This is a genomic window from Mycobacterium sp. IDUB_24, assembly GCF_055419385.1.
The window spans coordinates 13,854-39,893 of record NZ_JBVAXO010000009.1; the positions used below are offsets into that span (position 1 = coordinate 13,854).

Sequence of the window (26,040 nt, forward strand, 5' to 3'; positions counted from 1 at the left end):
TTCTCATTCCCTGCGTAGCAAGCCCAGTCGTTGCTCATAGGGTACGAGTGGCATGTTCAGCACGTGTGCCACCGCCTTGGCGGGATCGATGCGAACGTAATTCGACTGTCCCCATTGGTATTCCTCGCCGGTGATCTCGTCGCGTACCCAGAACCGGTCATGCGATTCCATACCCAGTGCCTCCATGTTCAACCACAACATGGCTTCCTCTGCGCTGAACGGGTTGAGCGTGACCACCACGAGCACGGTGTCTCCGGTGATCGGGTCGAACTTGCTGTAGGCGAGCAGGGCGTCGTTGTCCACATGGTGGAAGGTGAGGGTCCGAAGCTGACGCAGGGCCGGGTGCAGACGCCGGATCTCGTTGAGGCGGGACACGAACGGTTCGAGCGATCGGCCTTCGGCTATCGCCGCGGCGAAGTCGCGGGGACGCAGCTCGTACTTCTCGGAGTCCAGATACTCCTCGCTGCCCTCTCGGACGGCTCGGTGCTCGAACAGTTCGAAGCCCGAATACATGCCCCACGACGGGCTCATGGTGGCGGCCAGTACCGCGCGGATCGCGAACATGCCGGGACCGCCATGCTGCAGCGACTCGTGCAGGATGTCGGGGGTGTTGACCCAGAGACTGGGCCGTGCGCTGTCGGCGTTCGCCGTGATCTCGTTGCCGAATTCGGTGAGCTCCCATTTGTTGGTGCGCCAGGTGAAATACGTGTAGGACTGGGTGAAGCCGCGTTTGGCCAACCCGTAGAGCCGGGCCGGCCGGGTGAACGCCTCGGACAGGAACAGGACGTCCGGATCCTCGTTCTTGACCTCGGCGATCAGCCAGACCCAGAAGTTCGGGGGTTTCGTGTGCGGGTTGTCCACACGAAAGACCTTGACGCCGTGTGAGATCCAGAACCGAACTACCCGTAGCACCTCGTGGAAGAGGCCGGCGGGATCGTTGTCGAAGTTGAGCGGGTAGATGTCCTGGTACTTCTTGGGTGGATTCTCCGCATACGCGATGGTGCCGTCGGGCAGAACGGTGAACCACTCCGGATGCGCTGCGGCCCAGGGATGATCGGGCGCGCACTGCAGTGCCAGATCCAGCGCCACCTCCACGCCTTGCTTGCGGGCGGCGGCCACGAAGTCGTCGAAGTCGTCGATCGTGCCGAGTGCGGGATGCACGGCGTCATGGCCGCCCTCGTCGCTGCCGATGGCCCAGGGTGACCCGACGTCGTTCGGCGCGGCGGTGACCGCGTTGTTGGGGCCCTTGCGGTGCACCTTGCCGATCGGATGGATGGGCGGCAGGTAGACGATGTTGAAGCCCATGCGAGTGATCCGGGGAAGTTCCTCGGCAGCGGTGGCGAACGTGCCGTGCACCGGATGCCCGGCTTTGTCCCAGCCACCCGTGGACCGCGGGAACATCTCGTACCACGAGGAGAACCTGGCCAGCGGCCGGTCGACCCAGACACCGTATTGCTCACCGCGCGTGACCAACTCGCGCAGCGGGTACTGGTCGAGCAACTCGGTGACCTCTTCGGACAGGGCGGCGCCTGCGCGCCGGAACGGGTCACCGGGGATGCGCAGTGCGGCGGAGGCCTCGATCAGCGGGTCGCGCAGTTTGCGGGGCACCCCGGCGGCGGCGCGCTCGAGCAGATGCGCTCCGACCAGCAGGTCGTTGGACAACTCGGCCTCGCTCTGACCGGCGCCGAGCTTGGCTTCGACCGAATGCCTCCAGGTGGCCAGCGGATCGCCCCAGCCGTCGACCCGGTAGGTCCACAGGCCCACGGTGTCGGGCGTGAACTGGCCATGGAAGACATCGGGGGTGTGTCCGGTGGACATGGGCAGGGCCTGCGGCTTGATCCGATGGGCGGGGCGTAGCACCTGATCGACCGATACCGGCATGACCGCGGTGCCGGGCCCGGTGGCCAGCCGCGGGTATTCGGTACCGAGATACCGCACCACCAGGGTGGCCGCGACCGCGTCGTGGCCTTCGCGCCAGACGGTGGCTCTCACCGGCACCACCTCGCCGACGACGGCTTTTGCCGGGAACTGTCCGCCGAAGACCACAGGCGCGACATCGTCGATTCCGATACGACCGGCCACCCATCCACTCCTCACGTCGTCTCGGTCAAGCGGCTGTCTGTGTTCACTCGCCTTGTCGCGTCTGATACCCACCGTAGTGGGCTGCCCAATCTCGCGGGCGTTAAGCGCGTGCTGACCACAGCATGTACGGACACCGCCGCTCGTACGGCCAACGTTGCCTGAACGGATATCGCTCATCGCTGCACGGAACGGAATTGTCAGTAAGGTTGGGTCGCGTGAAAGCCCTCAGAAGGTTCACCGTCCGCGCGCACCTTCCCGAGCGGTTGGCGGCGCTGGAACGGCTGTCGACCAACCTGCGCTGGTCGTGGCACAAGCCCACCCAGGATCTGTTTGCTGTGCTCGATTCCGAGCTGTGGCAGCAGACCAACGGCGACCCCGTCGCGTTGTTGGGGGCCGTCAGTCCGCAACGGCTCGACGAACTGGCCGGCGACGAATCGTTTCTGGGCCGGCTCGACGAGCTGGCCGCGGATCTGGACAACTATCTGAGCCGGCCGCTGTGGTACCAGCAGCAGATCGCCGACGGCGTCGAGATGCCGAAAGGCATCGCGTACTTCTCGATGGAGTTCGGTGTCGCCGAGGTGCTGCCCAACTATTCGGGCGGTCTGGGCATCCTGGCCGGTGACCATCTGAAATCCGCATCGGATCTGGGGCTGCCGCTCATCGCGGTGGGCCTGTACTACCGCTCGGGTTACTTCCGGCAGTCCCTGACCGCCGACGGGTGGCAGCACGAGACCTACCCGTCGCTGGACCCCCAGGGACTGCCGTTGCGTCTGCTCACTGACGCGTCCGGAGCGCCGGTACTGGTGGAGTTGGCATTGCCGGACGCACGTGAACTGCGGGCCCGGGTCTGGGTGGCCCAGGTGGGCCGGGTTCCACTGCTCCTGCTCGATTCCGATGTACCCGAGAACGAGCACGACCTGCGCGGAGTCACCGACCGGCTTTACGGCGGCGATCAGGAGCACCGGATCAAACAGGAGATCCTGGCCGGTATCGGCGGAGTCCGTGCGATCCGCGCGTTTTCCGAGATCGAAAACCTTCCTGCCCCTGAGGTTTTCCACATGAACGAGGGCCACGCCGGCTTCCTCGGTGTGGAACGTATTCGCGAACTGGTCGCGGCGGGGCTGGATTTCGACACTGCTTTGACGGTTGTGCGTTCCTCGACGGTGTTCACCACCCACACCCCGGTGCCCGCCGGGATCGACCGGTTCCCGGTCGAGATGATCAGGCGTTACTTCGGAGGTCCCGCCGATGACGGCTTGCGCGAAGAGCATCAATCACGCGGGCCGGCCGATTCCCGGCTTCTGCCCGGAGTTCCGCTGGATCGGGTTGTCGCGTTCGGCGCCGAGGAGGATCCGTCGAAGTTCAACATGGCGCACATGGGTCTGCGGCTCGCGCAGCGGGCCAACGGGGTGTCGCTGCTGCACGGTCGGGTCAGCCGGGCCATGTTCAACGACCTGTGGCCGGGATTCGACCGTGCCGAGGTGCCGATCGGCTCGATCACCAACGGTGTGCATGCCCCGACCTGGGCGGCGCCGCAATGGTTGGCCTTGGGCCGCGAGCTGATCGGTTCCGAGGCCGCGGAGCCGGCGGTGTGGGAACGCCTGCAGGAGGTCGACCCGGCCCACATGTGGTGGATCCGTTCGCAGTTGCGCGAGACGTTGATCGCCGACGTGCGGGCCCGGTTGCGGCGTTCCTGGCTGGAGCGCGGTGCGTCCGAAGCCGAACTGGGCTGGATCGCAACGGCTTTCGATCCGTCGGCGCTGACCGTCGGATTCGCCCGGCGGGTGCCGACCTACAAGCGGCTGACGCTGATGCTGCGAGACCCGGAGCGGTTGGAGAAATTGCTGCTCGACGAGAAACGGCCGGTGCAGCTGATCGTTGCCGGGAAGTCGCATCCGGCGGATGACGGCGGCAAGGCGCTGATCCAACAGATCGTGCGGTTCGCCGACCGCCCGGAGGTGCGGCATCGCATCGCGTTCCTGCCCGATTACGACATGTCGATGGCCCGGGTCTTGTACTGGGGTTGCGACGTCTGGCTCAACAATCCGCTGCGGCCATTGGAGGCGTGCGGCACGTCGGGGATGAAGAGCGCACTCAACGGCGGGTTGAACCTGTCCATCAGGGACGGCTGGTGGGATGAGTGGTACGACGGCGAGAACGGATGGGAGATCCCGACCGCCGACGGCGTCGACGACGAGACCCGCCGGGACGATCTGGAGGCCGCCGCGCTGTACGACCTGCTCGAGCATGCGGTCACGCCCAAGTTCTACGAGCGCGACGACCAGGGCGTCCCGACCCGCTGGGTCGAGATGGTGCGCCACACGCTGCAGGTTTTGGGCCCGAAGGTGCTGGCCTCACGCATGGTGCGGGACTACACCGAGAAGTACTACGTGCCCGCAGCCCTGTCGCTGCGCGCGACCGTCGAGGCCACCTCGGGTGCGCCGTTCGGTGCGGCCCGGGAACTGGCCGAGTACCGGCAGCGTGCAGAGGAGGCGTGGCCGAAGATCCAGATCACCGATGTGGACAGCTACGGCCTGCCCGACACACCGCTGTTGGGGTCGCAGTTGACGCTGAAGGCCACGGTGCAGTTGGCCGGCCTGCGGCCCGACGAGGTGACGGTGCAGGCCGTGCTGGGCCGGGTGGACGCCGGCGACGTGATCGTGAACCCGGTGACCGTGCCGATGACGCACGCCGGGTCGTCCGACGGTGGGACCGAGGTGTTCTCGACCAGCACGCCGCTGCCGGTGGCCGGGCCGGTGGGTTACACCGTCCGGGTGTTGCCCCACCATCGGCTGCTGACGGCTGACAACGAGCTGGGCCTGGTGGCACTGGCTTGAGTAGAGCGCTCAAAGTTCAGCTCGACGGCGGACCGTATGCGCTGGCAGCCGGAAGCGACGGCGCGATGTGGGTGACCCTGGTGCACAGCGGCGCCGTCGCCCGCGTCTCGGCCGCCGGCGAGGTGACCACATACCCGGTCGGAGAATGCTCACGTCCGTCGATCATCGCGGCCGGACCGGACGGGGCACTGTGGTTCACCTGCTCCGGTGATGATCGGATCGGCCGGATCACCACGGCGGGGGAGCTGAGCTCCTTCGAATTGCCCGGGGGCAGTGCGCCGTTCGGGATCACCGCGGGCTCCGACGACGCACTGTGGTTCACCACGATGTCGTCGGGCGAGATCGGCCGGATCGGCACCGATGGTGAGATCAGCACCGCAGCCACGGTCGGCGGGATGCCGTCGATGATCACGAAGGGGCCAGACGATGCGTTGTGGTTCACGCTCAACGAGGCTGGCTCGGTGGGCCGGCTGACTCTCGACGGATCGCTGTCGGTTCGCGAATTACCCACTCCCGCAGCAGGTCCGGTTGGTATCGCGGCCACTCATGATGACGCCGTGTGGTTCACCGAGATCCGCGCGGACAAGGTGGGCAGAATCCCGGTCCGCGACGCGATCCAGGAGCTTGATCTGCCGGGCAAACCGCACGCGGTGGTCGCCGACCCGACCGACGGAGTGTGGGTCAGTCTGTGGGGCGCCGACCAGATCGCGCGGATCAGCGGCGATGGCGAGGTGGTGACCATCGATCTGCCGCCCGGTAGTGAACCGCACGGGTTGGCGATCGGTCCTGACGGTGCCTGCTGGGTGGCGCTCGAGTGTGGATTCGTCCTGAAAATGCCCACCTGATTGCGCAGGGGCGCTGACGGTCGGGTAAGCACATAGGAATCTTGTTCCCTCCGGGAACGTGGCGATACGTTCCCGCGGGGAGCTGTAACGAGAGGCCGCCTGTGTTGATTCGCTCGTTGGGACTGCTCACCGCCGCGTCGGTGGCCTGGGCGGCGTCGGTTACCCCGGCCTGGGCTGACCCCGTCGTGGTCCCGGAAGTGGAGGTCGTCGCCGACGTGGTGCCCGCGCCGGGTGAACCGATCGCCGCAGACCTGGTCGAGTCGACCCCGCCGGTCAACCTCAAGACCCCCGACGACTGGAACCTGACCGTGTCGGCTGCCGATGAGACGCAGGCCGTGGTTCCGCCTCTGACCACAGCGATTTCGTCCCGCGAATATGTCGTCGGCGGCACGTACCGCGGCGCGATGTCCGGTCCGGACCAAGGTGACCCGCGCGGGACCTTGGAGGCCGGTTATCAGATCGGCTGCGGCATCGACATGAGCACCTCCAACGGAGTCTCCTTGACCGGTACCGCCGGACTCAACACGTCTATCGGGCTCCTCGGCACCGATGTGGTCTCACCCTGGCCGGAGGGCATCCTGCCGGGAGTCGGCGCGAACATCGGCGGTGGCATCACGATCGGTCTCAAACCCGGCATCATCAACCTCATCCCGGTGGCGAAGAAGGAATTCAAGGGCACCGAACCGTGGGTGATGATCAGCAACTTCCGGGTGAAGATCGATGGCTGCGTGGGCCAGTCGTTCATCAGGTCCTACGCGGTGCTGACGCGTTCTACCGACGAATCCGAGGCGGTACTCGCCTGGTACGGCACCACGAAGGTGGTCTGAGCCGTCACCCGAAACGCTTGAGGCAGCGGTCCTCGTCGCCGAGAATGCCGACCCGGAACGCATCGATTCGGGCGAAGCCCGAGGGAACCGACTCGCCGTTGACATCGCTCGCCGCCAACCCGTTCGTGAGGATGCCCGATACCGCCTCGTCGACGTCACCGGCGGTCAGCAGAATCGTGTCACCACCGGCCAGTTTCACGGGCTTGATCATCTTGGCCGTGGCCACCCCGGTCAGACAGGCGGTGCGCAGAGCTGCCTCGGCATTGTCGAGCACCAGGCCGCGGGCGTGCTGCTGGGCGACCATGTAGCGCGAGATCAGCACCGAGAAGGCGGTGTTGTCCCCGCCGGCGAGGCCACCGCCGCCGAAATCGTCAGGCGGTTCGGCCAACAGTTGCAGCTCGGCCAGGTCGATCACGATGGTGTTGGTGTCAGGGCAGTAGGACACCGGAGGGCTGGGTCGGGCGCTCGGACAGTCCACCGCGGTGTCGGGCCGGAAACTGAGCTGCGGGGGATCGGCAGGCTTGAAGACACTGTTGAGCGCGTCGATCATCGTGCGGACCCAGCGTTCGGTGATGTCCAGGTCGCCGCTCTGGTCTTCGGGTAGCAGGACGGGAAGATCGCCGCGCCGCTGATTGATCTCCTTGACGTCCATCGCCGCACAGGCCGCGGGCCCGTCGGTGAACCCGAACTGGAAGGCCGAGATCCGTTCGAACGCCGACCCGTGCTCATCGATCCCCACCTCGGCCTCGGCCTCGGTGAGCAGCGGATCCCGGAATGCGACCACAGCGGCCAGGAGCTTGTTCAGCCCGTCAGCGGTACTGAGGGTGAACCGCGGGGAATCACCCTGGGCCACCCACCGCATGTAGGAGCCGGCCAGGCAGTCGGCCTGCTGTTCGGCGACCAGAGTGGGTGTCTTGCGGTTGATCAGTCCGGCCTGCTGCTGGATCGCATGGCCGTACTCGTGCGCGAGCACCATCACGGCACCCATGTCGCCGTTCTGCTTGCGGAGCCCGGGTATCAGCACGCCCCGGTCCCAGCCGATCGTCCGATCCGGTTTGCAGTAAGCCGCATTGACCAGCCCGTAGGTCTCCATCCCGCAGAACCGGCCGTCGAAACTTTCGGCATCCCAGGAGATCAGCGCGCGCACCGGCTGGAACTCACCGTCGAATGCCTCGGGGTACGCGTCCGACCAGAACTGCTCAAGGTCACTGACGGCACTGGCAGCGAGGTTGTCGCTCTTGCCTCCGTCAGTGTCGGTGACCTTGCGTGTGGGCTTCTCCGCATCGGGACGCAGCCCGCTGGAACCGTCGGTGGCGGGCATGCCGGCAACCGAGAAGGGATCGCTGAACACCGACACCGGCGTGCCGCCCACCAGAGATGAGCAGCCGGCCGACGGCAACACCGTGCACACCGCAAAAGCGATGCCGAACAGGGTGCGTCGGCTCATTCTGCCGCCTTCCGGTGCAATCGGCGGCAATGACCGTCCGCGCGGGTAATTTCCGCACACACTAGTTAACCGAGCGAGCGCAGGTTGCGATATCAGCTTGCGCCGCGTAGCCGCTTCAGTGACTGACGCACCCGGTCGGGGTCGGTGGTGGACCAGAACGGCGGCAACGAGGAACGCAGGTAGCCGCCGTAGCGGGCCGTCGCCAACCGGGAGTCCAGGACAGCGATGACGCCGCGGTCGTCGGTGTGGCGTAGTAGCCGGCCGGTGCCCTGGGCGAGTAGCAGCGCGGCGTGGTTGGCGGCGACCGCCATGAAGCCGTTGCCGCCGTGAGCGCTGATCGCGCGCTGCCGGGCGGTCAGCAATGGATCGTCGGGGCGAGGGAACGGAATCCGGTCGATCAGTACCAGCGACAGCGACGGTCCGGGCACGTCCACGCCCTGCCACAGCGACAGGGTGCCGAACAGCGATGTCTCCGGATCATCGGAGAACTTTTGCACTAGAGCCGACGTGGTGTCCTCGCCCTGGCACAGGACAGGGGTGGACAGCCGCCCGCGCATGACTTCGGCGGCGGCCTTGGCTGCGCGCATCGACGAGAACAGGCCAAGGGTGCGGCCGCCGGCCGCGGTGATCAGTCCTTCGATCTCGTCAAGCGTCCGGGTATCGGTGCCGTCCCGCCCGGGAGGCGGTAAATGCTTGGCAACGTAGAGGATCGCGGATTTGGCGTGGTCGAAAGGTGATCCGACATCGATGCCGCGCCAGCCGGGTTTGGCCGGCTCGCCGGCGCTGGCTGGTTTGGCCGGCTCGCCGGCACTGGCTGGTTTGGCCGGCTCGCCGGCGCCGGAGAAGCCGCCCAGCCCCCAATTTCGCGCCATGGCATCGAAGTTGCCACCGAGGGTCAGCGTCGCCGAGGTCAGTACCGCGGTGGTGTTGGCGAACAGCCTGGTGCGCAACAGGCCCGACACCGACATCGGTGCCACCCGCAGCAGGCTGCGCCCGGGGCGGGGAGCCGCGGTGTTTCCGGCGTTGGGGTTTGCCCCGCCCGGCCCGTCGGACTGTTCGACCCACACCACGTCGACGCGGTCGGGGATCGCGGGGACGAACGAGGTGAGAATCCGGGTCGCGGTGTCGCTCACGTCGCTCAGTGCGGTGACGGCCTCGGTGCGGGCCGAGGCGGCCTGCGGGTCGCTGGGGGTGGTGTCGATGGCTGTGCGCGCCGCATTGGCCGCGTCGCGCAATGCGGTCAGGTAGGTGCCCAATTCCTCGTCGAGCACATCGATGCGGCCCGCATCGAGCTCGTGCAGCAGCGAGGACAACGTCGCGACCACAGCCTCGAACCGTTGCGCCAGTTCGTCATCCACCAAACGCGACATCTTGCGGTGCGCCACAGCCATGGAGGTCGCCGACAACTCGGCGGTGGCCACGCTGGTCACCCGGTCGGCCAGTTCGTGGGCCTCGTCGACCACCAGTAACTCGTACTCGGGGAGCACCGAGAAATCGGAGAGCGCGTCGATGGCCAGCAGTGCGTGATTGGTGACGACGACGTCGGCCGCCCCGGCCTTCTCCCGCGCCCGCTCGGCGAAACAGTCGGTACCGAACTGGCAGCGCGACACCCCGATGCATTCGCGTGCCGAGACACTGACCTGCGACCACGATCGGTCCGGCACGCCCGGGGTCAGCTCGTCGCGATCGCCCGTCTCGGTGTCCGAGGACCATTCTGTCAGCCGTTGCACATCGCGGCCCATCGCACTGACAGCCATGGGGGAGAACAGCTCATCCTGCGGACGGTCGCCCGGCTCTTCAGCCGCATTGTGAATCTTGTTGAGGCACAGATAATTTCCGCGCCCCTTGAGTAGTGCGAAAGTGGGCTTGCGGGGCAGTGCATCGGCCAGCGAGTTCACCAGCCGCGGTAGGTCCCGGTCGACGAGCTGACGCTGCAGGGCGATGGTGGCAGTCGAGACGACCACCGGTTGCTCGGTCTGCAGCGCCCGGGCGATCGACGGCACCAGGTAGGCCAGTGATTTGCCGGTGCCGGTCCCGGCCTGTACGGCCAGGTGTTCACCGGATTCGAAGGCGTTCGCGACCGCCTCGGCCATCTGGACCTGACCGGGGCGACTGGCGCCGCCGAGCCCTTTCACGGCGATCTTGAGGAGATTGGTGACCACATTGGCCACCTCGCGGGATGGCTTGGTTCCAGGCGGCTTCGAAGTTGGGGGCACGGTGGGCGGCTAACGAATCTGGGTCGACGCCACGACCCGGGTGGGGATGGCCGGCTCGCCACGGGACAGTTTGAGGCCGTCCCACGGCAGGCTGTGCAGCCCCGCGGCCACTCGCTCGCGTGCGGTGACCAGGTCGTTGGTGGGGTGGTGCCCTGCGACGGGGACGCCGTCGGTGACCAGTGGCACCGTCAGCCGGCGTGCGGTCAGCCCCGAGGGCTCCGACGGCGACTGGCCGTGCGGGTGGACGACCTCCTCGACGATCGTGCCCGAGGACTTGGCCAGCCGAAGGGCTTGCTTGCGGCCACCGTGAGATTCCTTGTGGCTACTGCGCTTGGCCACCGGGATTCCATCGACCTCGACCAGCTTGTAGACCATGCCCGCGGTCGGTGCGCCCGATCCGGTGACCACCGAGGTACCGACGCCGTAGCTGTCGACCGGCTCGGCGCGCAGTGCGGCGATCGCGAACTCGTCGAGGTCTCCGGAGACCACGATCTGGGTCCCGGTGGCGCCCAGGCCGTCGAGCTGTTGGCGCACCTGGCGGGCCAGCACCCCGAGATCGCCCGAGTCGATGCGGACGGCGCCCAGCTCCGTACCGGCCGCGGTGATCGCGTTGGCCACGCCCGTGGTGATGTCATAGGTGTCCACCAGCAGGGTGGTGTCGACACCCAGCGCCGCCACCTGGCCGCGGAACGCGGCCTGTTCGTCGGGACCGGACTCGGTGGTGTGCAGCAGCGTGTAGGCGTGTGCAGCGGTGCCCAGTGCGGGCACGCCGTAGCGCTGCTGGGCGGCCAGATTGGACGAACCGGTGAACCCGGCCAGGTAGGCCGCACGCGCTGCGGCCACGGCGGCCAACTCGTGGGTACGCCGTGAGCCCATCTCGATCATCGGCCGGCCGTGAGCGGCGCTCGTCATCCGGGCCGCTGCCGAAGCGATCGCGGTGTCGTGGTTCAGGATTGACAGCACCAGCGTCTCGAGCACGACGCACTCGGCGAAGGTTCCGTGGACCGAAAGGACCGGCGAACCCGGGAAATAGAGCTCGCCCTCGGCGTAGCCGTCGACGTCACCGTTGAACCGGTAGCTCGCCAGGAAGTCCAGTGTCGCGGGGTCGAGAAACTCGGCGAGCTCGGTCAATTCCTCCGGAGAGAAGCTGAACTGCGCCAACGCTTCCACAAACCGTCCGGTGCCGGCGACCACGCCGTAGCGGCGTCCCTCGGGCAGCCGGCGAGCGAAGACCTCGAACGTGGTCCGACGGTGCGCCGTGCCGTCGCGCAGGGCGGCGGCGAGCATCGTCAGCTCGTACTTGTCGGTGAGCAACGCGACCGTCACACCAGCAACCGTAGCTGTTCGCGGCTGCTTCAATATCGCGGCTCCCCTGCCGGTATTGTGGCCCCATGGTTACACCGGCGAAGGCCCGACCGGGGACCCGCGAGGAGCGCAGCGTCGAGGCGGCGCCCCGGGAAGATGCGGCCACCGAAAGCCCGTGGGTGACCATCGTCTGGGACGATCCGGTCAACCTGATGACCTATGTCACCTACGTGTTCCAGAAACTGTTCGGATACACCGAGCCGCACGCCACCAAGCTCATGCTGCAGGTGCACAACGACGGCAAGGCCGTGGTGTCGGCCGGCAGCCGCGAGTCGATGGAAACCGATGTGTCCAAACTCCACGCCGCGGGGCTGTGGGCCACCATGCAACAGGACCGCTGATCGACTGTGCGCAAATGGAAACGGGTTGAGACCGCCGACGGTCTACGGTACCGCTCGGCATTGGAGGGCCACGAGGCCTCGTTGCTGTCCAGCCTGGGCACCTCGATGCTCGGGATGCTCGACGAGCGCGGATCATCCGGGCCCACAGACGAACTCGAGATGATCACCGGCATGAAAACCGGCAATCCGCAGCCGCCTGAGGACGCCACGATGAAGCGTCTGCTCCCGGATTTTTACCGGCCGCAGACCGAACATCCTGCCGGATCTGGCACCGCTGAGAGCCTCAACAGCGCGCTGCGCGGACTGCATGAGCCGGCCATCATCGACGCCAAACGTGAAGCAGCCCAACGTTTGTTGGACACCATCCCAGAGGGCGGCGGGAAGTTCGAGCTGACCGAGGACGACGCGGAGGCGTGGGCCGCCGCGGTCAACGACATCCGGCTGGCGCTGGGCACCATGCTCGACATCGACTCGCAGGGGCCCGAGCAGCTGCCTGCCGAGCATCCGATGGCCGGTCACGTCGACGTCTACCAGTGGCTGACCGTGCTGCAGGAATACCTCGTCCTGGGCTTGATGGGGAGATAGACGTGATGGGTTCGATCACCGACGTCGGCGGCATCCTGGTCGGTCACCATCACCGCATCGACCCCGATGTGTCGCTGGGGTCGGGATGGGCGACGGGGTCGACAGTGGTGCTGGCTCCGCCGGGCACCGTCGGCGCAGTCGACGGACGGGGTGGCGCGCCCGGTACCCGCGAGACCGACCTGCTTGACCCGATCAACACCGTGCGCCACGTCGACGCAGTGGTGCTGACCGGTGGCAGTGCCTACGGTCTGGCCGCCGCCGACGGTGTGATGACCTGGCTGGAGCAGCAGGGCCGCGGAGTGGCGATGGACGGTGGCGTCGTGCCGATCGTGCCCGCCGCCGTGATCTTCGATCTACCGGTGGGCGGCTGGGCGAACCGGCCGACCGCCGAATTCGGTCATGCCGCCGCCGCAGCAGCCGCCACCGAATTCGCGCTGGGCACCGTCGGCGGCGGGGTCGGCGCGCGGGCCGGGATCCTCAAGGGCGGTGTTGGCACCGCCTCGGTGAGGCTGGACTGTGGAGTAACCGTGGGCGCCCTGGTGGTGCTCAACGCCGCCGGTGACGTGATCGACCCGGCCACCGGTCTGCCTTGGATGACTCGGTTGGCGGCGCAATTCGGCCTGACCGCTCCGCCCGCCGACCAACTCGCTGCGTACGCCGACCGACATCGCGAGATCGGCCCGTTGAACACCACCATCGCGGTGGTCGCCACCGACGCTGCGCTCAGCCCGGCCGGGTGCCGTCGGGTGGCCGTCGCCGCGCATGACGGGCTGGCCCGGACCATCCAGCCGTGTCACACACCGATCGATGGCGATACGGTGTTTGCGCTGGCGACCGGCGCGGTGACCGTCGAACCGGACGAAAAGACGCCGGTGGCGATGTCGCCGGAGACGGCGCTGGTGACCAGGGTCGGGGCGGCCGCGGCCGACGTGCTGGCCCGCGCGGTGCTGGTCGGGCTGCTGGCTGCCCAGCCGGTGGCCGGAATACCGACCTACCGGGAGATGTTGCCGGGAGCGTTCGAATGAAGGAGCGATGACGTGCTCGTGATCCGCCGGGATCTCGTCGAGTCGATGGTGGCGCATGCCCGCGCCGACCACCCCGACGAGGCGTGTGGGGTGATCGCCGGGCCGGAGGGCTCCGATCGGCCTGACCGGTTCATCGCGATGGTCAACGCCGAGCGTTCCCCGACCTTCTACCGCTTCGATTCGGGGGAGCAGCTCAAGGTGTGGCGCGCGTTAGAAGATGCAGGCGACGCTCCTATTGTCATCTATCACTCACACACCGCGACCGAGGCGTACCCGAGCCGCACCGACATCTCCTACGCATCCGAGCCCGACGCCCACTACGTGCTCGTCTCCACGCGCGACCCGCAACAGCACGAGCTTCGGAGCTACCGCATCGTCGACGGCGTCGTCACCGAGGAACCCGTCACTATCGTCGAGCAGTACACCTCCTAAGGAGTCCCATGACCAACCCGATTTCTGTAACCGTCTCCATCCCGACCATCCTGCGTCCGCACACCGACGGGCAGAAGCGCGTCAGCGCCTCCGGCGACACCTTGCAGGCCGTGATCGCCGACCTCGAGGCCAACTACTCCGGCATCTCCGACCGCCTGGTGGATAACGGCAAGCTGCACCGCTTCGTCAACATCTACGTCAACGACGAGGACGTGCGGTTCTCCGGCGGACTGAACACCACCATCACCGACGGCGACTCGGTGACGATCCTGCCCGCCGTCGCCGGCGGATCAGCCGGAGGGTCAGTAGGCGGCGCATGACTCGGCACGACTCACTGCTGCAGGCCCTCGGCAACACTCCGCTGGTGGGGCTGCAGAACCTCTCGCCGCGTTGGGACGATGGTGAGGACGGGCCGCACGTCCGGTTGTGGGCAAAGCTCGAGGACCGTAATCCGACCGGGTCGATCAAGGACCGGCCCGCGCTGCGCATGATCGAGCAGGCCGAGCGTGACGGGTTGCTGAGCCCGGGCGCCACCATCCTGGAGCCCACCAGCGGCAACACCGGCATCTCGTTGGCCATGGCCGCGATGCTCAAGGGCTACAACATGATCTGCGTGATGCCCGAGAACACCTCGATCGAGCGGCGTCAGATCCTCGAACTCTACGGCGCGAGGATCATCTTCAGTGCGGCCGAGGGCGGGTCCAACACCGCCGTGGCGACGGCGAAAGAGCTTGCGGCGGAAAATCCTTCATGGGTGATGCTCTATCAGTACGGCAACCCGGCCAACTCCGACGCCCACTACTACGGCACCGGTCCCGAGCTGCTGGCCGACCTGCCCGAGATCACCCACTTCGTCGCCGGGCTCGGCACCACCGGCACGCTCATGGGTACCGGCCGCTTCCTGCGCGAGCACGTGCCAGGGGTACAGATCGTGGCCGCCGAACCGCGCTACGGCGAGGGTGTGTACGCGCTGCGCAACATCGACGAGGGGTTCATCCCCGAACTGTATGACGCCGACGTGCTGACCACGAGGTTCTCGGTGGGCTCCTACGACGCGGTCAAACGCACCCGTGACCTGGTCACCCGGGAAGGCATTTTCGCCGGTATCTCCACCGGTGCGGTGCTGCACGCCGCCCTGGGGATGGCGGCCAAGGCGGTCAAGGCCGGCGAGCGCGCCGACATCGCATTCGTGGTCGCCGACGCTGGCTGGAAGTATCTGTCGACCGGTGCCTACGCCGGTAGCCTGGATGACGCAGAGGATGCGTTGGAAGGGCAGCTATGGGCATGAGTGGTCCGGGACTGCCGGCACCGTCAGCGCCGAAGAAACAGCCCGCGTGGCTGGTCGGCGGCGTGACGATAATCAGTTTCGTCGCGCTGTTGTACGTGATCGAGTTCGTCGACACCGCCATGGGCCACCGGCTCGATGACGACGGCATCCGGCCGCTGCAGACCGATGGACTGTGGGGCATCCTGTGGGCGCCCCTGCTCCACGGTGGTTGGCCGCACCTGATCGCCAACACCGTGCCGGCCCTGGTGCTCGGATTCCTCATGACGCTGGCGGGGATGGGCCGCTTCATCGCCGCGACCGCCATCGTCTGGATTCTGGGCGGGTTCGGTACCTGGCTGATCGGCAACATCGGCGTGCACTGCCCCTACGTGAGCGTGCCGTGCACGAGCACGCACATCGGCGCGTCCGGCCTGATCTTCGGCTGGCTGGCGTTCCTGATCGTGTTCGGCTTCTTCACCCGCAAGGTGTGGGAGATCGTGGTCGGTGTCGTCGTGCTGTTCTTCTACGGCGGCGTCCTGTTCGGGGTGCTGCCCGGCAATCCCGGGGTGTCCTGGCAGGGGCACCTGTGCGGTGCCGTCGCCGGTGTGGTGGCGGCGTACCTGCTGTCCGGACCGGAACGCAAGACGCGGGAAGTGAAGAAGAGTTCCGCCCAACCGCGTCTGAGTGCATGAACATATGAACGACCCGCTCGCACCCGTCGGCATCTTCGACTCCGGCGTCGGTGGTCTGACCGTGGCCCGCGCGATCATCGACCAACTGCCCGACGAGGACATCATCTACGTCGGAGACACGGGCAACGGTCCGTACGGGCCGCTCACGATTCCCGAGATCCGGGCGCACTCGCTGGCCATCGGAGACGACCTGGTGGCCCGCGGCGTCAAGGCCCTGGTGATCGCATGCAACACCGCGTCCTCGGCGTGCCTGCGTGACGCACGCGAGCGCTACTCACCGGTGCCGGTGGTCGAGGTGATCCTGCCCGCCGTCCGGCGCGCGGTCGCCGCCACCCGCAACGGACGCATCGGCGTGATCGGCACCGCCGCCACCATCGCCTCGGGCGCCTATCAGGACGCGTTCGCCGCGGCACGTGACACCGAGGTGTTCGGGGTGGCCTGCCCGCGGTTCGTCGACTTCGTGGAGCGCGGGATCACCAGTGGTCGTCAGGTGCTGGGGCTGGCCGAGGGGTATCTCGAACCGCTGCAACGCGCCGAGGTGGACACCCTGGTGTTGGGGTGCACGCACTATCCGATGCTGTCCGGGCTGATCCAGTTGGCCATGGGCGACAACGTCACCCTGGTGTCTTCGGCCGAGGAGACCGCCAAGGACCTGCTCCGGGTGCTCACCGAGCTCGATTTGCTGAAACCTCACGAATCCGGCCCGGCCCAACGGGTGTTCGAGGCCACCGGCGATCCTGAGGCCTTCACCACACTGGCTGCCCGCTTCCTAGGGCCCGGGCTGGACGGGGCGCGGCAGGTCCGGCGTCACGTGGGCGCCGGAAAATGATCTCCGTCGCCCAAACCGGCGATGTCTTGGCAACGCGCGCAGCAAGCATGGCAAGCTAGACACTGTGCGATTGACCATCCTGGGATGCTCCGGCAGCGTCGTCGGCCCGGATTCGGCAGCCTCCGGCTATCTCGTCACCGCACCTGACACGACTCCGATGGTCGTCGACTTCGGCGGGGGCGTCCTGGGTGCGCTGCAGCGCTATGCCGATCCGAATTCGGTCAACGTGTTGCTGTCGCATCTCCACGCCGACCACTGTCTGGATCTTCCCGGCCTGTTCGTGTGGCGGCGCTATCACCCCATCCCCGCCACCGAGCGCGGGTTGATGTACGGGCCGGTCAACACCTGGGCCCGCCTCGGTGCGGCGTCGTCTCCCGAGGGTGGCGAGGTCGATGACTTCACCGACATTTTCGAGGTGCGCAACTGGGAGGACGGCGCCGCGGTGCAGCTCGGCACGCTCAGCGTGACACCGCGGCTGGTGTGCCACCCCACCGAATCCTTCGGTATGCGCTTCACCGATCCGTCCGGGGCGACGCTGGTCTACAGCGGTGACACCGGATACTGCGATGCCCTTGTCGAGCTGGCTCGTGGGGCCGACGTCTTCCTGTGCGAGGCGTCGTGGACGCACGACCCGTCGCGACCGCCGCACCTGCACCTGTCGGGCACCGAGGCCGGGCGGGCAGCCGCCGAAGCCGGTGTCGGTGAGCTGCTGCTCACCCACATTCCACCGTGGACGTCACGCGAAGATGTGATCAGCGAAGCCAAGGCCGAGTTCGACGGCCCGGTGCACGCCGTGGTGTGCGGCGAGACCTTCGACGTCACCCGGGGCTGACCCGCTAGGGTTGGCGGGTGTCCAAGCGAGAAGACGGTCGTCTCGACGACGAGCTGCGCCCGGTAACCATCACCCGCGGTTTCACATCGCATCCCGCCGGCTCGGTACTGGTGGAGTTCGGCCAGACCCGTGTCATGTGCACCGCCTCGGTCACCGAAGGCGTGCCGCGCTGGCGTAAGGGTTCCGGGCAGGGCTGGCTGACCGCCGAATACGCCATGTTGCCTGCCGCCACCCACGACCGTTCCGACCGGGAATCGGTCAAGGGGCGCGTCGGCGGGCGGACCCAGGAGATCAGCCGCCTCGTCGGGCGCTCACTTCGCGCGTGCATCGACCTCGGTGCGCTGGGGGAGAACACCATCGCAATCGACTGCGACGTGCTGCAGGCCGACGGCGGCACCCGCACCGCCGCCATCACCGGCGCGTACGTGGCGCTGTCCGATGCGGTCACGTATCTGTCTGCGGCCGGGCGGCTATCCGATCCGCGGCCGCTGTCGTGCGCCATCGCGGCAGTGTCGGTGGGCGTCGTCGACGGCAGGGTGCGGCTGGATCTGCCCTACACCGAGGATTCGCGCGCCGAGGTGGACATGAACGTCGTCGCCACCGACACCGGCACCCTGGTGGAGATCCAGGGCACCGGCGAGGGCGCGACGTTCCCGCGCTCCACCCTGGACAAGATGCTCGATGCCGCGCTGGCGGGTTGCGAGCAGTTGTTCGTGATCCAGCAGGAGGCACTGGAATTGCCGTATCCAGGTGTGCTGCCGGAGGGGCCCGCGCCCAAGAAAGCGTTTGGAAGCTGAGTGCCCTCGCTGCTTGTAGCCAGTCGCAACGCCAAGAAGCTGGCCGAGCTACGGCGTGTCCTGGATGCTGCCGGGGTGGTCGGTCTGGAGTTGTTGTCGCTGGCTGACGTGGCTGCGTACGACGAGGCGCCGGAAACCGGTGCGACGTTTGAAGAGAATGCCTTGGCCAAGGCTTCGGACGGATTTCGGGCCACCGGGTTACCTTGTGTGGCAGACGATTCCGGGATTTCCGTCGAGGCGTTGAACGGGATGCCGGGCGTGCTGTCGGCCCGGTGGTCCGGCAGGCACGGGGACGACGCCGCCAACACCGCACTGCTGCTCGGACAACTTGCCGATGTGCCCGATTCGCGGCGAGGGGCCGCGTTCGTGTCGGCGTGTGCGTTGGTGTACGGCGCCGGCTCCGCTGAAAAAAGTGTTGTGGTGCGCGGCGAGTGGCCCGGGACGGTCACCCGTGTACCCCGCGGCGACGGCGGGTTCGGTTACGACCCGGTGTTCCTGCCCGACGGGTCTGCCCGAACCGCAGCCGAATTGACGCCGGCCGAGAAGGACGCGGCATCGCATCGTGGTCGTGCGCTGGCGTTGCTGGTGCCTGCGCTGCGGGAGTTGGCCGGGTCTTAGAGGTTTGCGTGCCCGCCGGGTCAATCGACGGCCACGGCTCCACGCTCGCGGGTCAGTAGCAGTGCCGCCGCGCCGACGGTGGCGCTGACGACCATCGCCACAGCCATGGGCAGCGCGGTGTGGTCCCCGCCGATCCCCACGATCGGTGAAACCACCGCCGCCAGGCCGAACTGCAACGCGCCCAACACCGCGGACCCGGTGCCGGCCGCATGGCGGACCTTGTCGAGTGCCAACGAAGTGGCATTGGCGGCCACCAGGCCGATGCTCGCGACTGCGCCCCACAGCAACACCAAAGATGCCCACAGCACCGGACCGAGCAGGGCATCCACCACCAGCAGGGTCGAGAACAGGACGAGCAGGCCGACACCCAGGTGCAGCAGCCGACGCTGGCCGAAGCGACCCACGATCCTGGCGTTGACGGCATTCACGATCACGATGCCGGCGGCGTTGGCGGCGAATGCGAACGAGTAGTGCAACGGGGAGAGGCCGAGCACGTTCTGGAGCACGAACGGGGAAGCCGAGATGTAGGCGAACATCACCGTGAACCCGAAGGCGAAGGTCAGCGTGTAACCGAGGTAACCGCGGTTGGTGAGCACCGAGCGGGCGTCGCGCAGCATGGCGGCTACACCGCCGGTGTGGCGGCGGTCCTTCGGATGGGTCTCGGGCAGCACGGCGGCGACGCCGATGAACATCGCGACCGCAAGTGCGGACAGGATCCAGAAGATGCCTCGCCAGCCGATGACGCCCATCAGCGATCCACCGATGATTGGGGCCAACACCGGTGCAGCGCCGTTGATGATCATCATCAGACTGAAGGCTCGGGCGGCCACGGCGCCGTGCGCGCGATCGGCCACCACGGCTCGGCTCAGCACCACACCGGCGGCTCCGCTGAAGCCCTGCACGAAGCGGAACGCGGTCAGCAGGGCGATGTTTGGGGCGAGAGCGCACGCGACGCCGGCCAGTACACAGACGAGGGTGCCCGCGAGCATCAGCGAACGCCTGCCGAACCGGTCCGAGAGCGGGCCGATGATCAACTGCCCGCTGGCCAGGCCGACCATGAACGAGGTCAGGGTGAACTGAACAGCCGAGGCCGAGGTGCCGAACTCGTCGGCCATCGCCGGGAAGGCGGGAAGGTACATGTCGATCGACAGCGGTGCCACCGCGGTCAGCAGGGCAAGCACACCGAGCCAGCTCAGCGGCAGCGCCGGTGTCTGAGCCGCGGTCTCGGTGGTGGTGGTGGTTCGGGTGCTCATTCGGGCCTTACATCAATGGTTTATGTATAAAGTTATAGGTAATATAGCCGATATGGCGTCCACTCGAGTACCCACACCCTCACGTGATGTGCGTGACACCGCCGCTGCGGTGCGGACCCTGGTCTGGGCGCTGCGGCGGTTCGGCGAGAAACAGGTCGGCCTGGAGCCGTTGCCGCACTCGGAATTCGAAGTGATCCGGACGGTGGGCGATCAGCCGGGAATCAGCGTGTCCGACACCGCGCATGCCTTGGGCCTACAGCCCAGCAATGTCAGTACCACGGTGCGGAAACTGGTCGAGCGTGGCCTGATCGATCGGAGACCTGATCAACTTGACCGCCGCTGCATCCGGTTGCACCTGACACCCAGGGCCAGCGAGCACAAGAAGATGATCGACGCGGCTTGGACCGCCGGGGTCCACGAGCAGTTGGCTCAGATGACCGACGAGGAGATGGCGACTTTGGTCAAAGCCGGGCCGCTGCTTCGGCGGCTGGCTTCGATGGGATGAGGCGCTGACGGCCCGCGTTACAGCTCGAAGCGCTTCTTGAGATCCAGCGTGTTGAAGTGCTCGACGATGATGCCCAGGAGCGGGATCGTGCCGGCGAGCAGGACACCGATCGTCTTGCCGATGGGCCAGCGAACCTTGACCGCAAGGTTGGCTGTGAACAGCAGGTAGACGAAATACACCCAGCCGTGCACGATGCCGATCCAGCTCGGCGGATTGTCCACCTGGACGATGTATTTCAGCACCATCTCGTAGCACAGCGCGATCAACCAGATACCGGTCGTCCATGCCAGCACGCGGTAGCCCAGCAAGGCCTTGCGGATGGTCTCTTTCGGGGTCGAAACAACTGGCGTGACCTCGGCGCCCGGTTCTGGTGCGGTCATCTATCGGTCCTGTCTTTCTTCTCGGGCTGGTCGGACTTGGCCAGCTCGGCGAGGTAGGCGTTGTACTCGGAGAGTTCCTGGTCGCCGGCGGCGGGGGCGGCGGCCTTGGGACGTTCGGGCAGCAGGCCGGCGGGAATCTCGGTGACGTCGCCGCCGCCGGGGCGCTCCGGTGGGGCGTCTTCGTAACGGACGAACTTGTAGTACGCGTAGAAACAGAACCCGGCGAACATCGGCCACTGCAAGGCGTAGCCCAAGTTCTGGAAGGTGCCCGACGCTGATTCGTAGCGGGTCCATTGCCACCACCCCAGCGCCAGGCAGCCGGCGGCGCCGAGGAACACCAACGCGATGAGCGCTGGTCTCCTACGCCGTGTAGTGGACATTCGTCCATGGTACGGCGCGGCTGTCAGGGGTCGAAAATACGTGCCTGGATGGGCGGCAAGAGGCACTTAGGCTTTGCAGGTGCTGCTCTATGACCTGCTCCTCGACGCCGCGATCATTCAAGCCGAGACGCAAGCCCACCTCTCCGACCTCATCGGCGAAGATTCACCGTACGACGGGGACTGGAGCCTCGATCTCGGCGCGGGCGTGTTCTCGAAGGCCTCGACGAGCGGCGCCGAACCCTTTGTCGCCCAGGCTGAACTGCTCGGCTCCGCCGCGCAGGGGCCTGGCACATGGCTGTGGGCATGGGCGAACTCCGCCTTCCCGGCCTCGATCGTCGAACGCAGTGCACTGATCCGAACTTTCGGAGAGCAGTACGAAGTTGTCGAGTTGCGCGACGCAGAAGTGCCACTCGGCGAGGCTGACCCGCGTGAGTTCGCGTGGTGGATGGGCGGAGTCGCGGCGCTCCTGCTCGGGCAATTGCCTACCTACACCTTCGAGGCCGACGGCTCCACGATCGGCGCAATTGTGCTTGCGGACGATCGGCTGCGGTTGCCCGAGCCGACCCTGCCCCGACTGATGCGCAGTGTGGGAGAGGCCCTGCAGGCCTTGCCGGTCGCGCCCCGCAGCGTGTGGGCCTGGGGTGATGTGCGTGGGGTCCAGGTCGATGAGATGTCGGACGGCCTGCGGATCGCATTGCCCGACGGGCATGCCGAGTTCCGTTTCGACGAACAGGAGCGGCTGATCGACATGTCGGGTCAGGCGCGTCCGTCCGACTAGACCTTCGGGCCGATGAATTCGTCGAGACGAGCCGTGGCGGCCTTGCGGTAGATCGAGACGACGTACTTGGTGGACCGGGTCCACGGGATGCCGAGGGTGTCGAGTGCGCCGGTGAACAGGTTGAGGATGTCCTCCGAATGATTCGTGAAGTGGTACCGGATGCTCTTGATACCGCGATCATTCGCGACCACACGGCAGCCGTCGCTGTGGATCAGGCCACGTACGAACTCCTCGGTGGACCGGTCTACGTGCTCCTGCTGCCACGGTTCCAGGACGATCCGGCGGTTGTGCTTCCTGCCCGGACCGTGCTGCGGAAACAGACACGGCCAGTGTTTGGAATAGAGCGAAACCACGATGCATGCAGTTGGTTGTCGAGCAACCGACGCAAGTTGTCCGGGCATCAAGGTGTCGATGGCTGCGCGGCAGCTGTCAATAATGCCAGGGTATTTCTTGTCGAGCGTGACCCTGAGCCGCCATGCTCGCGGGTGTTGCGAGATGCATCCGTCTCCGAGGTAGAGGCCGAGCAGATACGCATATTCGCGCGCTGGCAATGCGCTGAAGTCATGGTCGATACCGCATTCGGACGACGCCTGCGGTTGCCTCAACTGCAATGGTGGTCGCACCCGCCAATCTCGGACCGTCGGTCGCGGAATACCGGTCTCGCGCGCGATTGCACAGTCATTCATACCTGTCGCGATGAGCTTCTGGACTTCGTTGAACTCGTCTGCCGACCGCACATCGCGCCTCTCTGAACCACCGAGGCTTCCAACCTATGGCCGACCTCCGACAAATTCGGCCACGGGGTGAGCTGTACGATCAAGGCGCTGCGGGCGTGGCGCAACTGGCTGACGCGCCGGCTTTAGGTGCCGGTGTTCGAAAGAACGTGTGGGTTCGAGTCCCACCGCCCGCACTCTTCAACTCAACCTGTGATCCCAAACCTGGTGCCGCACGGTTCCAGGCTTCACGGTCGGTGGTCGCTTCCAGCGCCATCGACGGCGGACTCCCGTCGCAGTTCGTCCCGCAGCGACGCGATCTCGGCGCGCAGGTCATTGATGTGGGCCGCCGTCACGGCTGCGCTGGCAGCGTCATCGACTGCCACGGTCTGCACGATCCACGATGCGATCGTCGCGGTGATCGAGCCGACCAGGCTGATCCCGCCGATCATCAACAGCGCGGCAATGACACGCCCGGTTGTAGTGACGGGGTACATGTCGCCGTAGCCCACGGTGGTGATGGTGGTGATCGCCCACCACAATGCGTCGCCGAAATCGGCGATGTGGGCGTCTGGTTGGCCGCGCTCAGCCTGCAGTACGGCCAGGGACGCGACGTAGACCAGCAGCACAGCACCAGAGATCGTGTAGAGGATCACCTTGCCTCGGATCGCGTTGCCGACGGCTTTCTGAAGCACGCCGATCAACACGACCAGGCGCAATAGCCTCAGCGGTCGAAGCAGTGGCAGCAGCACGATCGCCAGGTCGGCGAGGTGGCGCACGAACCACTGCCTGCGGTCAGGGGCGAGGTACAGGCGTGCCGCGTAGTCGGCACTGAACACCGCCCACGAGAGCCAGGTGGCCAGGGTAACGGCATGTGCACCCAGACCGCGGGGTTCGACGAGTACCTCGACGGTGTAGGCGGCAAGGAAGACGGCGGCGACCGCGGCAAGCGGCCACTCGGCGCGGTGCTCCCAGTTATCGAGGCGTGTCGTCACGAAAAAGAGTGTGCGGCAACACGCAGCGAAATACTCAGGCAACCCCGTCGACCGGTAGGCGAATAAGTCGTCGAGATCGGTCTGGGCGTCGTCGACCAGGCAGCGCGACGTCGCCCCAAACCAGGCCTCGCTACTGGCACTTGTGTGACCTGTCTGCGGACCAATGTCTCTTTGCGGTCATTCGGAGTGGTCTTTGATGCCGCCGACACACGGACCCAGCATGGTCAGGGTTACGGCAGCACCGGGTTCGAATGGAAAGCGTCGGATATGGCATCGGTCAACATCTCGGAAGGCCCCCTGACGAGACTGATCATGTTGAAATAGTGGCCATGCCGCAGCAAGAGGCCTTGGCCATGCCACTCGAAGAGGCGATGCGTACTCAACGGGCCATCCGGCGGCTCAAGGGTGATCCCGTTGATGACGCTCTGCTGCTTCACATTCTGGAACTCGCGATGAAGGCGCCGACGGGTTCAAACGCTCAGAACTGGGAATCCATCGTCGTCAAGGACCGCGAAGTCGTTGCGAAACTCGGCGGCTTGAATCGTCGAGCCTTGAAGTTCGGCGGCCCGATCTACAAGCGCGTCGTTGTGCGCAACATGAGTGACCAGATGCTGCGCATCGAGAAGGCGGTGCAATGGCAGGCGGACCATTTCGACGAGATCCCCGTCGTAGTCGTTGCCTGCCTAAAGGGCGTGATTCCGCTGTGGCCGTCGGTGGCGACGAGCAGTGCGTACGGTTCCATTTTTCCCGCGGTGCAAAACCTCTTGCTGGCGGCACGTGCGGCTGGGTTGGGTGCGGCACTGATCACCTTGCCGTTGTGGAGCAAGTTCTTGGCGAGGCGCGCCCTCGGCCTGCCGTGGAACGTTACTCCCTGTGCGGTCATTCCCCTTGGCTGGCCGATGGGCAAGTACGGTCCCACGACACGTCGGCCGGTCGGAGAATTCGTCTCGCTCGACCGCTACGGCAATAGAGCGTTTCTCTAGGCAGCGAAGCTCCCGGTGGCATTGCAGTGCAATTCGTCGCGCGCGTGACAGGTCGCCGTATCTCGGAGGGTGACTGTCTGAACAAGTCACTGGGGTGGTGATCGGCCGCGGTTGCCAGACCGTATCGTTCCATCTCGTCAGCACCGAAGGGATCGATACATGGGCAAGCGGTTGATCGCAGTGATTCTGGCTGTGATGGCGATCGCCGTGGGTTGCGGCAAAAGCGACGACGCCGCCGCGATCGTCACGCCCGGCCACGACCAGACATCTCCGTCGGACGCCTACACCGCCGTCGCCGAGGAGGGTCCCGACGAGAACGGGGGGACAACGTGGGTCCCCGTGATTCGTGACAAAGCCGGTCAGGAGGTCTTCCATGACCATTCCTCCTACCGCACCCCCGGCGTGATGATCGCCTGGTTGCCAACCGAACCCGAGCAGCTCTGGGTGTATTCGGGTGATGCGGGGGTCTACCGGATCGCTCCCGGCAGTCACGGCGGGTGGACCAGGAGCGCCGTCAAACGCGAGAACGTACCGTCGGAAATCTCCAGCCTCTGGGAGTCTTCACGTTCCTGAGTCGGTAGGTGCAGACTCGAGGTGTGAGACGGGAGGAGAACCAATGATCGATGTCCTTCCCGACATGCCTGAGGGCGTGTTCGGTATCCGAGTGTCGGGCCGGGTGCGTGGTGATGACCTGCATGAGTTTCGGCCGACGATGGACGAATTGCTGGCGACCGGTGAGATCCGGATCGTCGAGGTCATCTCACCGGATTACGAGGGATTCGGCTCTGGTGGTCTGGTCGAGGATCTGAAGCTCGGCTTCGGCGCGCTCCTGGGACACCACTCGGCATTCAAGCGCATTGCCGTGGTGTCCGATCGGGAATGGGTCGCCCACGCGATGCACGCGTTTGCGTGGATGATTCCGGGCGAGCTCAAGGTCTTTGGCCTTGGTGAGCTCGATGCGGCGAAGGAGTGGGCTGCGGGCTGAGATCGACGCCAGTCGTGTCACGATGTCGGAC

General features: G+C 66.3%; 28 protein-coding genes and 1 tRNA gene. 20 read left to right on the plus strand and 9 right to left on the minus strand.

Going from position 1 to position 26,040, the window contains the following annotated elements; all coding sequences use genetic code 11:
* Positions 1 to 3: 3 nt before the first annotated feature.
* Positions 4 to 2,082, minus strand: a complete 2,079-nt coding sequence (locus ACZYZF_RS26895; protein WP_463837358.1) for an alpha-1,4-glucan--maltose-1-phosphate maltosyltransferase — start codon at positions 2,080 to 2,082, stop codon at positions 4 to 6.
* Positions 2,083 to 2,297: 215 nt separating this feature from the next.
* On the opposite strand from ACZYZF_RS26895, the gene ACZYZF_RS26900 reads away from it, so the two are divergent.
* The 3 genes from ACZYZF_RS26900 (at position 2,298) to ACZYZF_RS26910 (ending at position 6,591) form a co-directional block, all read left to right on the plus strand.
* Complete coding sequence (locus ACZYZF_RS26900; protein WP_463747481.1) at positions 2,298 to 4,919, plus strand: glycosyltransferase family 1 protein; 2,622 nt, start codon at positions 2,298 to 2,300, stop codon at positions 4,917 to 4,919.
* Positions 4,916 to 5,764, plus strand: coding sequence for a Vgb family protein (locus ACZYZF_RS26905; protein ID WP_463837359.1), 849 nt, complete (start codon positions 4,916 to 4,918; stop codon positions 5,762 to 5,764). The genes ACZYZF_RS26900 and ACZYZF_RS26905 overlap by 4 nt, the downstream gene beginning before the upstream one ends.
* A 101-nt stretch (positions 5,765 to 5,865) precedes the next feature.
* A complete protein-coding gene (locus tag ACZYZF_RS26910) occupies positions 5,866 to 6,591 on the plus strand; it encodes an MspA family porin (RefSeq protein ID WP_463747479.1) in 726 nt (241 codons plus the stop codon).
* A gap of 4 nt (positions 6,592 to 6,595) precedes the next feature.
* Here the strand turns inward: ACZYZF_RS26910 and ACZYZF_RS26915 are convergent, their stop codons facing one another.
* The 3 genes from ACZYZF_RS26915 to ACZYZF_RS26925 form a co-directional block, all read right to left on the minus strand.
* Entirely contained in the window at positions 6,596 to 8,038 is a 1,443-nt protein-coding gene (locus tag ACZYZF_RS26915) for a neutral zinc metallopeptidase (protein WP_463837360.1), read from the minus strand.
* A 92-nt stretch (positions 8,039 to 8,130) separates the two neighbouring features.
* Positions 8,131 to 10,209 (minus strand): ATP-dependent DNA helicase, encoded by a 2,079-nt coding sequence (locus ACZYZF_RS26920; RefSeq protein WP_463837452.1) that lies wholly within the window; start codon positions 10,207 to 10,209, stop codon positions 8,131 to 8,133.
* 54 nt (positions 10,210 to 10,263) lie between these two features.
* Complete coding sequence (locus ACZYZF_RS26925) at positions 10,264 to 11,541, minus strand: nicotinate phosphoribosyltransferase (RefSeq protein WP_463837454.1); 1,278 nt, start codon at positions 11,539 to 11,541, stop codon at positions 10,264 to 10,266.
* A gap of 104 nt (positions 11,542 to 11,645) precedes the next feature.
* On the opposite strand from ACZYZF_RS26925, the gene clpS reads away from it, so the two are divergent.
* From clpS to rdgB, 11 genes are all read left to right on the plus strand, one after another.
* Entirely contained in the window at positions 11,646 to 11,960 is a 315-nt protein-coding gene (clpS, locus tag ACZYZF_RS26930; protein WP_463747477.1) for an ATP-dependent Clp protease adapter ClpS, read from the plus strand.
* A 6-nt stretch (positions 11,961 to 11,966) separates the two neighbouring features.
* Positions 11,967 to 12,545, plus strand: a complete 579-nt coding sequence (gene aosR, locus ACZYZF_RS26935) for an oxidative stress transcriptional regulator AosR (protein ID WP_463747476.1) — start codon at positions 11,967 to 11,969, stop codon at positions 12,543 to 12,545.
* Positions 12,546 to 12,550: 5 nt separating this feature from the next.
* Entirely contained in the window at positions 12,551 to 13,570 is a 1,020-nt protein-coding gene (locus ACZYZF_RS26940; RefSeq protein ID WP_463837456.1) for a P1 family peptidase, read from the plus strand.
* A 12-nt stretch (positions 13,571 to 13,582) separates the two neighbouring features.
* Positions 13,583 to 14,002 carry a M67 family metallopeptidase gene (locus ACZYZF_RS26945; RefSeq protein ID WP_029109887.1) on the plus strand — a complete coding sequence of 140 codons (420 nt, stop codon included), beginning with the start codon at positions 13,583 to 13,585 and terminating at the stop codon, positions 14,000 to 14,002.
* A 20-nt stretch (positions 14,003 to 14,022) separates the two neighbouring features.
* Positions 14,023 to 14,322 carry a MoaD/ThiS family protein gene (locus ACZYZF_RS26950; RefSeq protein WP_463837457.1) on the plus strand — a complete coding sequence of 100 codons (300 nt, stop codon included), beginning with the start codon at positions 14,023 to 14,025 and terminating at the stop codon, positions 14,320 to 14,322.
* Complete coding sequence (locus ACZYZF_RS26955) at positions 14,319 to 15,290, plus strand: cysteine synthase (protein WP_463747475.1); 972 nt, start codon at positions 14,319 to 14,321, stop codon at positions 15,288 to 15,290. The genes ACZYZF_RS26950 and ACZYZF_RS26955 overlap by 4 nt, the downstream gene beginning before the upstream one ends.
* On the plus strand, positions 15,281 to 15,961 hold the full coding sequence (locus ACZYZF_RS26960) for a rhomboid family intramembrane serine protease (RefSeq protein ID WP_463837361.1): 681 nt from the start codon (positions 15,281 to 15,283) through the stop codon (positions 15,959 to 15,961). Before ACZYZF_RS26955 ends, ACZYZF_RS26960 begins: the two co-directional genes overlap by 10 nt.
* A gap of 4 nt (positions 15,962 to 15,965) precedes the next feature.
* Positions 15,966 to 16,790 carry a glutamate racemase gene (gene murI / locus ACZYZF_RS26965; RefSeq protein WP_358029136.1) on the plus strand — a complete coding sequence of 275 codons (825 nt, stop codon included), beginning with the start codon at positions 15,966 to 15,968 and terminating at the stop codon, positions 16,788 to 16,790.
* A gap of 64 nt (positions 16,791 to 16,854) precedes the next feature.
* A complete protein-coding gene (locus ACZYZF_RS26970) occupies positions 16,855 to 17,622 on the plus strand; it encodes a cyclic nucleotide-degrading phosphodiesterase (protein ID WP_463747473.1) in 768 nt (255 codons plus the stop codon).
* A 17-nt stretch (positions 17,623 to 17,639) separates the two neighbouring features.
* Positions 17,640 to 18,419 carry a ribonuclease PH gene (gene rph / locus ACZYZF_RS26975; RefSeq protein ID WP_463747472.1) on the plus strand — a complete coding sequence of 260 codons (780 nt, stop codon included), beginning with the start codon at positions 17,640 to 17,642 and terminating at the stop codon, positions 18,417 to 18,419.
* Positions 18,420 to 19,037, plus strand: a complete 618-nt coding sequence (rdgB, locus tag ACZYZF_RS26980) for an RdgB/HAM1 family non-canonical purine NTP pyrophosphatase (RefSeq protein WP_463747471.1) — start codon at positions 18,420 to 18,422, stop codon at positions 19,035 to 19,037. It abuts the gene before it with no gap.
* Between the two features lie 20 nt (positions 19,038 to 19,057).
* Here the strand turns inward: rdgB and ACZYZF_RS26985 are convergent, their stop codons facing one another.
* Positions 19,058 to 20,290, minus strand: a complete 1,233-nt coding sequence (locus tag ACZYZF_RS26985) for a multidrug effflux MFS transporter (protein WP_463747470.1) — start codon at positions 20,288 to 20,290, stop codon at positions 19,058 to 19,060.
* A gap of 52 nt (positions 20,291 to 20,342) precedes the next feature.
* Between ACZYZF_RS26985 and ACZYZF_RS26990 the strand changes: the two genes are divergently transcribed.
* Positions 20,343 to 20,795, plus strand: coding sequence for a MarR family winged helix-turn-helix transcriptional regulator (locus ACZYZF_RS26990; protein WP_463747469.1), 453 nt, complete (start codon positions 20,343 to 20,345; stop codon positions 20,793 to 20,795).
* Positions 20,796 to 20,812: 17 nt separating this feature from the next.
* On the opposite strand, the gene ACZYZF_RS26995 is transcribed toward ACZYZF_RS26990, so the two are convergent.
* Positions 20,813 to 21,175: a DUF3817 domain-containing protein gene (locus ACZYZF_RS26995; RefSeq protein WP_463747468.1), complete on the minus strand. Its 363-nt coding sequence runs from the start codon at positions 21,173 to 21,175 to the stop codon at positions 20,813 to 20,815.
* On the minus strand, positions 21,172 to 21,555 hold the full coding sequence (locus ACZYZF_RS27000) for a hypothetical protein (RefSeq protein WP_463837362.1): 384 nt from the start codon (positions 21,553 to 21,555) through the stop codon (positions 21,172 to 21,174). Before ACZYZF_RS27000 ends, ACZYZF_RS26995 begins: the two co-directional genes overlap by 4 nt.
* 79 nt (positions 21,556 to 21,634) lie before the next feature.
* Between ACZYZF_RS27000 and ACZYZF_RS27005 the strand changes: the two genes are divergently transcribed.
* On the plus strand, positions 21,635 to 22,333 hold the full coding sequence (locus ACZYZF_RS27005) for a DUF6882 domain-containing protein (protein WP_463837363.1): 699 nt from the start codon (positions 21,635 to 21,637) through the stop codon (positions 22,331 to 22,333).
* Here ACZYZF_RS27005 and ACZYZF_RS27010 read toward each other — a convergent pair.
* On the minus strand, positions 22,330 to 22,686 hold the full coding sequence (locus ACZYZF_RS27010; RefSeq protein ID WP_463747465.1) for an LAGLIDADG family homing endonuclease: 357 nt from the start codon (positions 22,684 to 22,686) through the stop codon (positions 22,330 to 22,332). The two genes, ACZYZF_RS27005 and ACZYZF_RS27010, sit on opposite strands and share 4 nt — an antisense overlap.
* Positions 22,687 to 23,159: 473 nt before the next feature.
* Here ACZYZF_RS27010 and ACZYZF_RS27015 point away from each other — a divergent pair.
* A tRNA-Leu gene (locus ACZYZF_RS27015) sits at positions 23,160 to 23,243 on the plus strand.
* Positions 23,244 to 23,294: 51 nt separating this feature from the next.
* Here ACZYZF_RS27015 and ACZYZF_RS27020 read toward each other — a convergent pair.
* Complete coding sequence (locus ACZYZF_RS27020) at positions 23,295 to 24,041, minus strand: potassium channel family protein (RefSeq protein WP_463837365.1); 747 nt, start codon at positions 24,039 to 24,041, stop codon at positions 23,295 to 23,297.
* Positions 24,042 to 24,370: 329 nt separating this feature from the next.
* Between ACZYZF_RS27020 and ACZYZF_RS27025 the strand changes: the two genes are divergently transcribed.
* The 3 genes from ACZYZF_RS27025 (at position 24,371) to ACZYZF_RS27035 (ending at position 26,009) form a co-directional block, all read left to right on the plus strand.
* Positions 24,371 to 25,024, plus strand: a complete 654-nt coding sequence (locus ACZYZF_RS27025; RefSeq protein ID WP_463747463.1) for a nitroreductase family protein — start codon at positions 24,371 to 24,373, stop codon at positions 25,022 to 25,024.
* 159 nt (positions 25,025 to 25,183) lie between these two features.
* Positions 25,184 to 25,597 (plus strand): hypothetical protein, encoded by a 414-nt coding sequence (locus ACZYZF_RS27030; RefSeq protein ID WP_463747462.1) that lies wholly within the window; start codon positions 25,184 to 25,186, stop codon positions 25,595 to 25,597.
* Between the two features lie 43 nt (positions 25,598 to 25,640).
* Positions 25,641 to 26,009: a SpoIIAA family protein gene (locus ACZYZF_RS27035; protein ID WP_463747461.1), complete on the plus strand. Its 369-nt coding sequence runs from the start codon at positions 25,641 to 25,643 to the stop codon at positions 26,007 to 26,009.
* The last annotated feature ends 31 nt before the right edge of the window (positions 26,010 to 26,040 follow it).